Origin of the sequence: Ktedonosporobacter rubrisoli (assembly GCF_004208415.1) — a bacterium.
In the GTDB taxonomy this organism is placed as follows: domain Bacteria; phylum Chloroflexota; class Ktedonobacteria; order Ktedonobacterales; family Ktedonobacteraceae; genus Ktedonosporobacter; species Ktedonosporobacter rubrisoli.
The window spans coordinates 2,541,112-2,554,189 of record NZ_CP035758.1 but is presented as its reverse complement, the minus strand read 5'-3'; the positions used below and the strand labels follow the sequence as shown (position 1 = coordinate 2,554,189).

Genomic DNA, 13,078 nt, shown 5'->3' with positions numbered 1-13,078 from the left:
GGTATGCGTTCGGGAAGAGAGTAAGAAGGCAAGTCGCGGCCACTCTCTTCCTGACATAGCAAACCCGATAAGCTTGCCAGGCTTGCGCTCGATGGCGTCCGACAACTATAGCTCAAGAAAGAATAGGTGTATGAACTGCTTACGCTATCTCTGAGAGAAAAGCCCAATCGCGCCATACGGTAAGCCAGGGAAAAAGAATATTGAGAACTCCCACTAACATTACTAGACAAAGCGGATCGGAGGAAAACTGGAAATGAACGCAGGAGGATTGTCAAAGGCACGGCTGACGCGCATGCACAATATTATGGCCGGTTATGTTGAACGTGGTCAAGTGCCTGGTCTCATAACATTGGTCAGCAGACACGGTGAGCTTCATCTTGAGGCCATAGGCACACAAGCTTTCGGCGCTAGCGCTCCCATGCGGCACGATACCATCTTCCGCATCTCCTCAATGAGCAAGCCGATCATCGCCGTAGCCACTATGATTCTGCTGGAAGAAGGTAAGCTACAACTAGACGAAGCGGTAGAGGCTCTCCTCCCCGAGCTGGCCAATCGGCGAGTGTTAAAGCGGCTAGACGGACCGCTGGACGAAACAGTGCCAGCGAAACGCTCGATTACAGTGCGTGACCTACTCACTTTCCGCCTGGGCTTTGGAATGATCATGGAGCCGGCGGAAAACTATCCGATTCTCCAGGCGGCCAACGCGCAACAGCTCGGCATGGGATGGCCAGCGCCAGCAGCAATGCCCACACCCGACGAGTGGATGAGGCGTTTTGGACAACTTCCCCTCATGCATCAGCCGGGCGAGCTGTGGATGTATAACACTGGCTCCGATGTGCTCGGCGTCCTGATTGCCCGCGCCAGTGGTCAGGCATTAGAGGCGTTCTTACGCGAGCGTATCTTCGAACCGCTCGAAATGCGGGATACCGGTTTTAGCGTTCCAGCTGCAGCGCTTAACCGCCTGGCAACTTGCTACTGGAAAGATCCAATAAATGGTGAGCTTACTGCTTATGACGCAGCAGCCAATAGCCAATGGAGTCTAGCGCCGGCCTTTCCCTCGGGAGCCGGAGGGTTGGTTTCAAGCATCGATGACTATTTCGCCTTTGCCCAGATGCTCAGCTCAAAGGGCAAATATAAAGGTTCGCGCATCCTTTCAAGGCTTTCAGTTGAAACCATGATAACCGACCAGCTTACGCCTGCCCAGAAAGCGCTATCGAGCCTTGTCCCCGGTTTTTTCGAGAATCATGGTTGGGGATTTGGCGTCTCGGTGGCCACCAAACGCGACGATATCTCAGCGGTCCCGGGCCGCTATGGCTGGGATGGTGGTATGGGCACTTCCTGGTATTCTGACCCCAAAGAGGATATGACGATTATCCTGATGACTCAGTGTGCCTTTACTTCCAGCGATCCAATAAATGTTGCATTCGGGAACGCTGCCTATCAGGCAATCGACGACTAATAAGAGGAGATCCATCATCCTATCTAGCCAGCAGGAGCATTTGGAGAAGCCGGATGTTGCCCAGGAGTTGCCGCCATGCAGCATTGTGAGGTCGATACCCCGGACAAATGGACCGTTAGTTCTGATGGCTGGGGCCTGGGCTGGAGGCTCTACGACTGGGATGGGGTTCCAGGCTTCGGCCACGACTGTGCAACAATCGGCCAGTATGGATATCTGCGTGTGGTGCCCCAGGCTGGGGTGATTCTCGTCTTGCTAACCAATGGCGGAGGCGCTCGTCAGCTCTACGTAACGCTCTTCCGGGAGCTACTTGCCGAATTGGCTGGGGTTACGATGCCGCCGGATTTCAAGCCCGCCCCGCAACCGCCTGTGGTGGACATCACGCCTTTCATTGGTACCTATAAGCGTGAGGGCGTTATCATCACCTTCAGTGAGCGCCATGGCAAACCGCACCTGATCTATGAGTTCGTTGATGGCATGAAAGATCTTTCCCCACCTCTTGAAGTGGACCTCGTGCCCGTCTCGGAGACTGTCTTCGCAGCGCCTGGTAGCGGTCCCTTCAGTGAAGACTGGATGCCCGTCGTATTTTCTACACTTTCGACCGGCATTCAATGTGTTTACATAGGCATGCGGGCTGCCCCAAGCTTGCCTGACGACTGCTAGAGGGTAGATACTAAAACTATGGTCCTCGTCAAACATGTAGCTCTGGCGAGGACCATTCTGCCTGAATCAGCAACGGGCAGCATATTTTGAAGCTTCAGCAGAATTTCCCCAGAGGACCCTTCCTAGCATTCTGGAAGTTTTGCCAGCAGAACATCTACTTCCTCTATGACAAGTGATCCCTCGACAAACAGTTGGGATGCGATCTCTTGAATACGCGACCAACGGGCCTGGCGATGGGCAAGCCTGCCGGCTTCATCGAGGAAAAGATCAAGAGTGCCGAAGATCGAGGGACCCAGACGAAAGCCAAACCACGCCGTTGTAGCTGGCAACTGTTGGACAGCGGCTAACGTGCCTTTGAGACCCGGCTCAATCTCGGCCTCTTTGCCAGGTCTGGCCTCGAAGCGTGCAAGAAACCCGACCCTCACAGCTTTTTGTGCTCCTGCAGCGGGAAGCTTGGCTCCAAGTATCTGAAGCATTTCCGTAGTATGTGGCTGCACAAGCAAGCTCCTTACTCTCTCTATCCGTATCCTGTGCTGCTCGTCTGAAAGATGCCTGAGCCTGTCAGCTTCATTGGAGAAGGCATCTAATACACTAAATGACGAAGTGCTCCGGCGAACGGCAACCCAGAGTGGCGTGTAAGGCTCTTGCTGAACTCTAGAGAAGACTTGCTGGAGCGCACTTTCAAGCATCTCTTCTTTTCCTGCTTGTACCTCTACTCGCGTAATAGTCCCTACGCTCACCATATGATAAACTCCTTATCTTCTTGTATTTGTCTCCTTGCGTTAAGGAGTAAAGGCAGATCTGAATTATCTTCAAGCATGAACGTTGCGCATGGGCCCAATTGCTCAGATAATGCTTCCTGGAAATAGTATAGGCGGGAAGTCGTGTTGTACCAAGTGTAAATCTACACCTGGATTGACAGAGATAAAACCATCTCTTCCTGAGAGATCCTGTTCAGTCATGAGCATAGGAGAAAAGCATGGCCCGGAGCGAGACTAGTCCTGCTAAGAGATCAGATGTGCTGCGTGATCTTCTTGAGGAGATCGAAGTTCAACGGCTCAAGAAACAGGAAGAGGTGCGGGATTGTCCTCTTCCACGCCTTAAGCGCTTTACGCAACAAGAGTTAGCAGATGAAGCATGTCCCACCTATAAAAATTTGCTCGTCGGTCGCTCGCTGCGGATGCCGAGCCGCCAGACCTTAACGCGGATTGCCAATTATCTAGAATGCAGCAGCACCCAGCGCAATAACCTGCTCCTGGCCGCTCGCTATCTTCCAGAAAATCTCGAATTAGAAGGGGACGCTCTGCAACTCGCACTAGAGCAGGCAAGACATCTTATGTGCACACTTCCCTATCCAGCAATGTTGGTGACACATAGCTTGCACGTAGAAGCCTTCAATGAGCTCTTCCAGCGCCTTTTTGAGTTGCCACCACTCAACACGCTTCCCCACACCCAACGCCATGTCTTCTCTTTCTTCTTCCGCCATGATCTGCCGATGCGCGAACGCTCGACCTTTAATGATGAGGCCACACTAGTCTGGCAAGCCGGAGTATCCCGCAGTATTCACCTCTTCAAGCACAATAACCGTCTCTACCAATTTGAACCGTGGTATCAAGAGCTGGTAGAACAGTTCTGTGCAATCGCTGATATTCGTCAGTATTGGGATAGAACGCCTGCGCTACCTGCTAAGCAAGGCGCGCCATCAAAGCTGATTCTAAGCAGAAATGCCCTGACAGAAGATTGGCAACCAATTCAACTCCAGCATATTCGCATCTCAGTCTGCACACATACGTATCCCTGCATCATGGCTCTTCTCCCTCTAGATGAGCCAGCCCGCGAGCTTTTTACCTCCCTTGGCACAGCTCCAGCAGCAGAGTTAATGAGGCTAGTCTGATTTGCCCTGCGCTCCTGGCCAGGCGTTGAGCAGCCAGGAGCTCATCTTATTCCTCTTGCCAACGAAGAGAGACAAAATACATTTAGAGCTTGCGCTGGATATACATCCAGGCCAGCAAGCAGGCCAGGCCGGTTATGCCACCGGCAAGCAGGGCAGAGAGATGTAAGCCTGATACGAATGCGCTCGGTGTCTGAATCAGGGAGCCAAAGAGCGCGATTCCCAGCACGCCTCCGACCTGGCGGCAGGCATTGAGCGCACCCGAGGCTACGCCCGCGTGCTCAGCTGCTACCGTTCCCAGCAGAGTGGTCGTGAGCGGCGGGGCGGTCAGCCCTATTCCCATCCCAACGGCCAGAAGATCAATGCAGACGAGCATGTAGGAACTATTTCCATTGAGCAGAGTCAACGAGAAAAAGCCCAACTATCCGAGGGCCAGGCCAACTCCCATCAGCAAGCGCGGACCAAAGCGGCCCGTCAGCGGACCAGTCAGCCAATTAGCGATGATGACGCTTCCGGTCAGGGGCAAAAAGGCCAGGCCTGCCGCTAGAGCACTCTTATGCTGTACATCTTGAAAGAAGAGGCTCAGCAGGAAGATAAAGCCATAGAAGCCAAAGTTCACGACCCCTCCGATAATAGTTACCGCCGAAAAGGTTGGAATGGCAAAAAAGCGCAGAGGTAGCATTGGATCGCGTCCGCGCGCCTCACATAGCAGAAAGATGCCCCGGCTATTACGAAAAGTGCCAGGCAGGCCAGAACGGGCCAGGAGAGCCAGCCCAGGTGAGCACCTTCGATCAGGACAAAGGCCAGCGCTCCCAGCCCTAGCACAGCCATTATCTGAGCTATCAGGTCAAGACCACGTTTAGCCAAGCGCCTGCCAGCTTCAGGGATACGTCGTGGTGAGAGCGAGGCTAACAAAGCTACAATGCCAATGGGAACATTAACGAAAAAGATGCTACGCCAATCAAACAAACCTACCAGTAATCCTCCGATAACTGGTCCTATAGCCAGAGCACCTGAGCCAGTCATGGCCCAGAACGCCACAGCTCGTGTACGCTGTTTCGACCCAGGGAAAACCATATTGATCAAAGCCAACGTATTAGGGACCATCAAGGCAGCGCCGCCGCCCTGTAGAATACGGGCCAGTAGCAACACCCAATACGCAGGAGCCAGGCCACAGAGCAGCGATGAGACTGTAAAGAGCGCCAGGCCCAGCAGATAGATGCGCTTGTTCCCCAGGCGGTCGCCCAGGCTGCCCGCTGACAGCAGCAGGCTAGCAAATACAAGGGAATAGCCATCCACAATCCACTGCAAGCCAGCAACATCGGCTTGCAGGTCTTCAGCGATATTTTTCAAGGCAATATTCACAACCGTGGTATCGAGGGCAGACATAAACCAGCCAAGACACAGGACGCTCAGCAAGAGCCACCACTTCCCCCCATAGATCTCGGCATTTTTCGCTATTGAGCTGCTTGCAGTTTCCTGTAAGACATTTGCCTCGGCAACAGAACACGCTACGCTTCTCTGTTCAGACATGATATAATAGTGCTCCTTTGCTAATTTACCCGGTCAGGCGTTGGTTGACGCCCATCCAGCCGAGCAACTGTGGCATAAAAGCTATACTCCAGATAGTTTCTAGTAATGGTGGGGCTGTCTGCCGCTTCAAGATCCATTGGAGGCAGAGCTAAGATCCCCTTTGAGGATATTATGGTAATAGATCCGTTGCCATAACCAGAGAACAGTTTTCCTATGAAAGGTATTATCAGGATCGAGGAAGGGAAGCAGGTGTGGCACAAGCAACTACTGAAACACGACGTTTGCTACTTGCCGACTTTTTGCGGACCAGGCGTGCTCGTCTCTCGCCAACTGATATCGGCTTGCCGACCGGAGGACGCCGGCGCACTCCAGGCTTGCGCCGCGAAGAGGTGGCGCAGGCTGCTAATATAAGCGTAGCATATTACACCTGGCTGGAACAAGCGCGAGATTTACACGTTTCGCGCCCAGTTTTAGACAGCCTTGCCGCTGCCTTGCACCTTTCACTCGACGAGCGCCAGCATCTCTTTCAACTCGCGGACCAGCCCTATATACAAGAAGCCTTAGAGCGACAGGAACAACTCGACCCCTTGCTCCAACATATGCTTGATAACCAGGGAACGAGTCCGGCCCTCATCACTGGACCCGCCTGCGATGTCGTGGCCTGGAACCGGGCCTTCTGTGTTGTTTTCGGCGATTTAAACAAGCTAGCGATGCACGAACGCAACATTATCTGGTTGTGTTTTACGGAGAGCACTTTTCGACAACGCCTGGGGAATTGGCAAAGATATGCACAAGAGGCCCTTGCCGTCTTTCGAGCAAAGGCGGGGCATCTTGGGGATGATACTCGTTTTCTGCAAATAGTAGACGCGCTCAAGCAGAGCAGTCAAGAATTCCGCCAATGGTGGCCTGAGCACAATGTACGTACAGTCACCTCTCCCTATCGGGAAGTCGAACATTCTTTGCTTGGGCATCTCGTATTTGGCTATATGACATTTCAGATCAATGCTTATCCAGATCTGCGACTGTGTGTCTTTTTGCCCGACCCGGCTTCGGCTGCCGCAAAAAAATTGAGTGCCTTACTTGGCGCTATTCAAAATGAAGATTGAGGAAGGGCATGCATCCAGTCGTTTTTAACCCTACGCTAGAAGAAGTTCTTAACTTTGTTGGCACATTTGTCTTTGCAGTCTCTGGCTCTCTACTGGCCGTACGTAAAAGCTATGATATCGTTGGTATGGCTGTGCTTGCCGTCATAACAGCTATTGGCGGTGGCGTTATCCGCGATCTGGTGATCGGAGCAGTCCCGCCCGCAGCCTTCCAGGATGTGAGCTACCTATGGATACCACTCCTGGCTACCATTCTTACCTTCTTCGCCCACGTCGAAATAAATCGCTTGCGCGCGGCAATGCTCATCTTCGATGCTGCCGGGCTCGCCGTCTTCTGCGTCTCGGGTACTGCCAAAGCGCTGAATTATGGGCTTGGTCCAGGGGCCGCGATTGCCCTTGGTACGTTAACAGCGGTGGGCGGTGGTATCATGCGCGATGTCCTGGCCCACGACGAGCCGGCTATATTTCTCCCCCACAGCGAGCTCTATGCACTTCCTGCCGTTGTGGGTTCCGTCATTGTTGTATTTATTCCGCGCCTCCCGCTCAACAACTCCATTGCCGCTGGTCTTACGGCTGTCTTTGTCTTCGTGCTGCGACTTCTCGCGCTCCGTTTCGGCTGGAAGGCGCCGCGCCCCTGGCGGACAACCCGTCAAGAAGAGTCGGACGAGAGCTAACAAGCAACTGGCCTACTTGCTATGCGGAAAATCCGAAGCTTCCCGCGCCCCAGAAATAGATGCATGACAATATATCACAGAGAAAGCAAGAGGAGTTCACCCTTTTGATGGTAAACTCCTCTTTTCAAAAGATAAACTCCGCTACAGATTGAAGGCAAGTTGGTCGCCAGAAGTGCCCATGACCCAAAGAGTGGCTACAACTACCAAGAAAGGTAGGGATTGCTTTTACCAGAAGCATTGAGTATACTGTCTTACTAAGGAGGTACTCTTTTTCTATGGTATTTGCAACCTGGTGGCGCAGAGATCCCTTGCCCACTCTCTCGCCTCTTCCTTCCGTTTCTGCCCACCTATCCACGGATGCACAGCTCATCGCACAACTTACCAATTTCTCCCTCCAGACCATTACCACCCGTTTTCAGGCGGGGAAGCGACTCTATCTGGCTTTCATGAGTGATGTTCCTGTAGCCTATGGATGGGTAGCAACGCGAGAAGGAAGGATCTCTGATCTTCAATTGACCTTTGCTCTTCCCGCTCGCAATTGCTATCTCCACGGTTTTCTCACCCTTCCAGAGTGGCGTGGTCGAGGCATCTATTCTCATTTCCTTCAGTCCATCATTCGCCAGGAACCGTCCTTTGACCGCTTCTGGATTGGATACCTGCCCAACAATACCGCGTCAGGTCGTGGGATCAGCAAAGCTGGCTTTCACGTGGTCAGTGATCTGGTTGTCACTGGGGATCGTGCCTGTGGCCTCACTCTCTTCGAGTCGAGTGAACGCGCTCTCGCCAGTGTCGATGTCTTTCATCTTCCCGTTGTTGCTGCACCATAATACAGACCGACGTTTTCAACGTTGCCATGTGTGACCACATCACTTTTTGAAAGGCAAGCCAATAGCTCAGCTCAAGGTGGAGCATAAAGTTTTCTGGTGTATATCAGAAACAAACCTAGAGAAGATGTGCACGTATAAGCAGGAGTGAAGGAACTTCGCAGTCCCCTGGTACTTGCCTGGCCCTCTCTCCTGTCGCCATTGGCTCTAGCATTTGTTCAAGGGTAAAATTGGCAGCAACAAGAGCGTTGAGATATGTGCTGAGCATGCGATGATGCGCTCCCACGCGACTGCGAACGCCCCCTGGAGTCGCTGTCATCCAGAAGCCTTCCTTGAAATAGCCTCTAACGACACGAGCGACTTCGCCACTATCTGTGGTGATCCACTGTGCATGAGGAGCCTGAAAACAAGGGTGGGTGATCGCAAAGACCAGCCACCCTCCTGGTTTGAGCATCCGCTGCATGGTCTGGAAGACGGCTTGCAGATCAGCGATATCCATCAACGATAGCACGCATACCAACCCATCAAAGCTGCCCTTAATAAACGCTTGAGGATTCTGAGCGTCGCCTTGCAGATATACAATGCCCAAGGGCTTCTGCTCCTCCGCACGTTTCGCCAGGGCTAGCAAGTTCTCAGCCAGATCTATTCCCGTCACGTGTGCGCCTCGACGAGCCAGCTCGCGCGCAATCCATCCCTGGCCGCACGCCAAATCACAAACAGTCTGCCCCTCGACATCTCCCAACAGATCCCAGAATTGAGGTAGGAAGACACCGCGATACAAGGGGCTCTCTCGTATATACTGATCATACCACCCTGCAATATCATTGTAGGACGTATGGCTCATAAGAAGCACCTCCAATAACAAGAATACTGCATCATATCTCGTCCTCGCCTCCCACCGCAAGCTACCTAAAACTTGGAATATCCTCACCCACCCTCATACCAATTGCTAGAGCTCACACTATTTGCTATATTTGCCAACGCAGGATCTTAGCTGGGTTAAGCCCGGAGAAGAGATCACCTGCGTATTTTCCACTTCAATGTGCTTAGTGCCCATATACCATTGCACTAATATAGCCAGAGAGAACAGCAAAATCTACTCCGAGCATGCTCTCTTCCCAGCACTTAGGTTGCCATATAATAGACGCTAAATATGCCACACTCCTGAAAGCCTATGCGCTGATAGAGAGGAAGCCCCAGCGACGAAGCAGCCAGCAGAGCCATATGATACCCACATGCCAGTGCCTCACGCAGCGCCGTAAGCGTCATCGCGGCACCAATCCCCTGGCCCCGATGTTGAGGTAATGTGGAAATACGTCCAAGAGAAACAGCTTCCAGGCCTAAGAACAATTGAGAAGTTGCAACCGGCTCGCCATCAATGGTGCCAAGATACAAGCGCATTGGACACTGCAGATCAAGAGGTAAGCCAGAATAGAGGGCCAAACACTGCTGAATGATCTCTTCTGAACAATCAGAGAAGCAAACACGTAGCCATTGCAGCAACTGTTCGTTTGTAGCTACACGCTGAACATGTAAGCGAGATGAGACCGGGATATCCTCGTTCATTTTAAGCAGATCTATAGCCATGATCGGTTCTGTTTCAGCGTGGATAAATCCATGCGTCTCTAAGCTCTGCCCCAATTTTGCCGGACGCGAAGATGGTCCCACGAACCACAGAAATGGCAAGCGGCGCCATTGAAAATAGCTACAGATTCGCTCGATGGCAGAAGAGAGGCTATCTGGTTCAAGTTGTGTCTGCAATACGCCATTGAAGCTGTCAATCTCACTGCCGGTCGCAAACCAGAGGATTCCTGGATCTTTATGAAGCTCTGCCTTGGGAAGTTGGCAAAAGAGCGTTCGTTCGGCAATATGGTTGGCATCATAGGCTAATGCAATCTTTGATGGTGAGAGATCTTGCAGGGCGGCTTTCACAGAAATATTTGCCTTTCATCTCCACGATACAATCAGTGACGATAGAGCCCGCATGTGCTCCCTTTTTCTTACGGTTGGGCATATTCGGGAATATGCTCAGTATAGCATAGATCGAGCAAAAATGCTGCGAGGAGAGCACTTGAGGAAGATCTCTAATTTCTCTGTGCTTATTGCTGATAGCCCTGTTCAAAAGTTGAGTCAGCCATCAGCGAGTAGAAATTTCCCTTGACAATTGTACCTACTAGTATGTATACTATTTTCTGTACCTACCAGTAGGTACAATTTCAAAAAGCATAGAGAGGGCATCATGTCTACACGGGAACACCTGGTGACTGCTACCATGGAGCTCTTATGGGAACGCGGCTATGAGGCTACAAGTCCGCGGGCAATTCTTGAGAGAAGCGGCGCGGGTCAGGGTAGCTTATACCATCATTTCAAAAGCAAGGCCGATCTGGTGGCAACAGCGCTTAATGAGGTTTCTAATGAGATGCAAGGGATAGTTGATGCGACTTTACACAGCAACAAGCCTCCGCTTGAGCGAGTGCGCGACTATCTTACGCAGCCACGCGAAGCCTTGCGCGGCTGCCGGCTTGGTCGAATGATCCAGGAACCTGCCATCACGCAAGATGCGCTCCTGCGCGACCCCATCTCTTCCTACTTCACCTATAGTAAACGCGAGCTTACAGCAGCACTGGCCCAGGCTCAACAGGATGGCACGCTCAGCCCATCCATCAATGTAGCTGATCTAGCCACTACGCTTATTGCCGTAGTACAGGGCGGCTATGTTATGGCCCGAGCTTTGCAAGATGCCGAGGCTATGGAACAGGCGATACGCGGCGCATTAGCTCTGCTTGAGGCAAGCGAACGGAGATAACTATGTCCTTAGAACAAGCATACACGATTACTTATCTTGACGAGACGGTGATTACTGGAGCTCAAAACAGGCAGACCGAAATGCAGCAGGCTACGTTTGAAGGGGCGCTGGCAGCGCTGGAAACGTTCTATCACGGCTTCAATACACATTCGCTGGAACTGTTGGGCCAGAACTGGCTTGACGCGCCTCTGGCCCAACTTAACAACCCGGTTGGGGGGATCGTGCGCGGGGCCAAGGCAATAAATAACGTTTACGCGCGTATCTTCGCCGGACCAGTGAATGTTCAGGTAGAATTCTATGATATCGTGGCGTATGCCTCCTCAGGTATGGTCGTGTTCGCAGGAAGGGAGCGCGGGACATATGGGAGCAAAGATAAAGCCAATCCTGTCGATATCCGCACGACGCGCATCTTCGCCTACAATTCTGAGCAAGGCGGCTGGCGCCAGGTCCACCACCACGGATCTATCGATAACGCCGAACGTCTCGCCCATTATGTGGACACGGTTCTGGGAGCTCGATAAAGTGTTAGCACGTTTCATCCACAAGGAGGATACATAGAAATATGCCACTCGTTCATATTAATCTGCGCCAGGGCAAATCCACCAGTTACATTCGCAGTATCTGTGAGGCTGTGCAACAGGCTCTGGTGGAATGCCTGGATGTACCTGTGCGCGACAAGTTCCAGATCGTGCATGAACACAGCGCGGAGCATCTGATTTACAATCCACATTACCTTGATATCGATCGTAGCGATGACATTGCTATCATCCAGGTAACCTTGAGCAAAGGTCGCTCCACGGCGCAAAAACAGGCATTTTATGCTCGCCTGGCAACTTTATTACAGGAGAAGCCGGGCATGCGTCCCCAGGATATAATGATCGGATTGGTAGAGAATACGCGTGAAGACTGGTCATTTGGCTTTGGAGAAGCGCAATATCTCACCCTGCCCCGCGAGCAATGGAAATAAAGTTCACAGGCCCGTTCCCGGTGCGAAATGGGGCCTTTCTTTAGGCGACAAATGCATATGAAATGAGGTACTATAAGGATGGGAAACACTGAATTACTCCAGGAAAAGCCACCAAGGGCTGAGCTTTCCCGCAGCTTTTTTCCTCGTTGATGCAAGATCGCGATTTTCAGGCGTGCTAGAGGGCAACAAAGGATAATTTCGGGAGATCGCTCTAATGAGCATGTTGTTACTAAAGCTTATCGCCGCGCCACTATTGATTGGGATAGCCAGCGTGGCCGGCCGCCGCTGGGGTCCAGCTGTAAGCGGCTGGCTTGTAGGACTTCCTTTCACATCCGGTCCGGTAATTTTCTTTCTTGCCCTTGATCATGGCAGAGCGTTCGGTACTGCAGCTGCCATAGGAACACTCACCGGAACTATCTCGCAGGCTGCCTTCTCGCTCACCTATGCCTGGCTAGCTTTTACAGGCCGCTGGCCGCTGGCTCTGGGGGGAAGTTGTCTTGCCTTTTTGTTAGCGACTTTCGCGCTACAATACTTCACGCTTCCCGTCCTTCCCCTCTACCTGCTCATTCTCGTCGTTATTGTTGCGACTTTGCTGCTACTACCGCGCACAAGCTCGGCATTAGTGGCCAGAGCTCCGGCGCGCTGGGATATTCCGCTGCGTATGCTCATTGCCACAGTTTTCGTCCTGGCCCTCACTACGCTTGCCCCGCTGCTTGGACCACAGCTCAGTGGGCTGCTGACGCCCTTTCCACTGTATGCCACAATCCTCTCAGTTTTCGCGCACAGCACACAAGGTCCAGGTGCCTCCGCCAATGTACTACGCGGCCTACAATTCGGATTGTTCGCCTTCATCACCTTCTTTCTAGTGCTGGCGCTACTCATCCAGCAGGGCAGCCTCGGCCTTGCTTTCCTTATTGCCACAGCGTGTGCCTTGATCGTTCAAGCGTGCATGCTTGTCGTGTTTCGCCGCTTGACAAGGGCTCAAGCCGTTAAGCCTGCACTGCTCAATGAGCCCCATGACCAGCAGAGTGGCTCACATACTCACCCTCTGACGCGCTAAGCCTTCAGGCTAATAGCTAGCTATAACAAGAAGTTCTCACCCAAGACAGGAAACATGTTCCCTACTTGCAACAAAACAGCAAGCCTTTTTACAAATGTAGA

Annotated in this window: 15 protein-coding genes and 1 pseudogene; 10 read left to right on the top strand and 6 right to left on the bottom strand. The window is 52.3% G+C overall.

Annotation, left to right across the window (positions count from 1 at the left end; genetic code table 11):
* The first annotated feature begins 253 nt into the window (after positions 1-253).
* Together EPA93_RS11685 and EPA93_RS11680 are read left to right on the top strand one after the other, a co-directional pair.
* Positions 254-1,459, top strand: coding sequence for a serine hydrolase domain-containing protein (locus tag EPA93_RS11685; RefSeq protein WP_129887589.1), 1,206 nt, complete (start codon positions 254-256; stop codon positions 1,457-1,459).
* 66 nt (positions 1,460-1,525) lie between these two features.
* Positions 1,526-2,119: pseudogene (locus EPA93_RS11680) on the top strand (serine hydrolase domain-containing protein); the annotation flags it as partial.
* Positions 2,120-2,241: 122 nt separating this feature from the next.
* On the opposite strand, the gene EPA93_RS49665 reads toward EPA93_RS11680, so the two are convergent.
* Positions 2,242-2,862, bottom strand: a complete 621-nt coding sequence (locus EPA93_RS49665; protein WP_242527387.1) for a hypothetical protein — start codon at positions 2,860-2,862, stop codon at positions 2,242-2,244.
* Positions 2,863-3,098: 236 nt separating this feature from the next.
* Here EPA93_RS49665 and EPA93_RS11670 point away from each other — a divergent pair, with 236 nt between their 5' ends.
* Complete coding sequence (locus tag EPA93_RS11670) at positions 3,099-4,013, top strand: MmyB family transcriptional regulator (RefSeq protein WP_129887585.1); 915 nt, start codon at positions 3,099-3,101, stop codon at positions 4,011-4,013.
* Positions 4,014-4,095: 82 nt separating this feature from the next.
* Here the strand turns inward: EPA93_RS11670 and EPA93_RS11665 are convergent, their stop codons facing one another.
* Genes EPA93_RS11665 through EPA93_RS11655 form a run of 3 tightly spaced genes read right to left on the bottom strand, consistent with a single transcriptional unit; the run spans position 4,096 to position 5,543 of the window.
* Positions 4,096-4,386: an MFS transporter gene (locus EPA93_RS11665; protein ID WP_129887583.1), complete on the bottom strand. Its 291-nt coding sequence runs from the start codon at positions 4,384-4,386 to the stop codon at positions 4,096-4,098.
* A 45-nt stretch (positions 4,387-4,431) separates the two neighbouring features.
* Positions 4,432-4,692: an MFS transporter gene (locus EPA93_RS11660; RefSeq protein WP_129887581.1), complete on the bottom strand. Its 261-nt coding sequence runs from the start codon at positions 4,690-4,692 to the stop codon at positions 4,432-4,434.
* Positions 4,647-5,543, bottom strand: coding sequence for an MFS transporter (locus EPA93_RS11655; protein ID WP_129887579.1), 897 nt, complete (start codon positions 5,541-5,543; stop codon positions 4,647-4,649). Before EPA93_RS11655 ends, EPA93_RS11660 begins: the two co-directional genes overlap by 46 nt.
* Before the next feature lie 251 nt (positions 5,544-5,794).
* Between EPA93_RS11655 and EPA93_RS11650 the strand changes: the two genes are divergently transcribed.
* From EPA93_RS11650 to EPA93_RS11640, 3 genes are all read left to right on the top strand, one after another.
* Positions 5,795-6,649: a helix-turn-helix transcriptional regulator gene (locus EPA93_RS11650; RefSeq protein WP_165423037.1), complete on the top strand. Its 855-nt coding sequence runs from the start codon at positions 5,795-5,797 to the stop codon at positions 6,647-6,649.
* Positions 6,650-6,657: 8 nt separating this feature from the next.
* On the top strand, positions 6,658-7,320 hold the full coding sequence (locus EPA93_RS11645) for a trimeric intracellular cation channel family protein (RefSeq protein ID WP_129887575.1): 663 nt from the start codon (positions 6,658-6,660) through the stop codon (positions 7,318-7,320).
* 275 nt (positions 7,321-7,595) lie between these two features.
* Positions 7,596-8,147, top strand: a complete 552-nt coding sequence (locus EPA93_RS11640) for a GNAT family N-acetyltransferase (protein ID WP_129887573.1) — start codon at positions 7,596-7,598, stop codon at positions 8,145-8,147.
* Between the two features lie 115 nt (positions 8,148-8,262).
* Here EPA93_RS11640 and EPA93_RS11635 read toward each other — a convergent pair whose 3' ends face one another.
* The gene (locus EPA93_RS11635) at positions 8,263-8,988 is read right to left on the bottom strand and encodes a class I SAM-dependent methyltransferase (protein ID WP_129887571.1); all 726 of its coding nucleotides are present in this window, start codon (positions 8,986-8,988) and stop codon (positions 8,263-8,265) included.
* Between the two features lie 281 nt (positions 8,989-9,269).
* A complete protein-coding gene (locus tag EPA93_RS11630) occupies positions 9,270-10,076 on the bottom strand; it encodes a GNAT family N-acetyltransferase (protein ID WP_129887569.1) in 807 nt (268 codons plus the stop codon).
* 307 nt (positions 10,077-10,383) lie between these two features.
* Here EPA93_RS11630 and EPA93_RS11625 point away from each other — a divergent pair, with 307 nt between their 5' ends.
* The 4 genes from EPA93_RS11625 to EPA93_RS11610 all read left to right on the top strand — a co-directional run bounded on the left by EPA93_RS11625 (position 10,384) and on the right by EPA93_RS11610 (position 12,977).
* Positions 10,384-10,950 carry a TetR/AcrR family transcriptional regulator gene (locus EPA93_RS11625; RefSeq protein WP_129887567.1) on the top strand — a complete coding sequence of 189 codons (567 nt, stop codon included), beginning with the start codon at positions 10,384-10,386 and terminating at the stop codon, positions 10,948-10,950.
* Between the two features lie 2 nt (positions 10,951-10,952).
* Positions 10,953-11,471 carry a YybH family protein gene (locus EPA93_RS11620; RefSeq protein WP_129887565.1) on the top strand — a complete coding sequence of 173 codons (519 nt, stop codon included), beginning with the start codon at positions 10,953-10,955 and terminating at the stop codon, positions 11,469-11,471.
* A 41-nt stretch (positions 11,472-11,512) separates the two neighbouring features.
* Positions 11,513-11,917 (top strand): tautomerase family protein, encoded by a 405-nt coding sequence (locus EPA93_RS11615; RefSeq protein WP_129887563.1) that lies wholly within the window; start codon positions 11,513-11,515, stop codon positions 11,915-11,917.
* A 214-nt stretch (positions 11,918-12,131) separates the two neighbouring features.
* Positions 12,132-12,977, top strand: coding sequence for a hypothetical protein (locus EPA93_RS11610; protein ID WP_129887561.1), 846 nt, complete (start codon positions 12,132-12,134; stop codon positions 12,975-12,977).
* Positions 12,978-13,078: the final 101 nt, after the last annotated feature.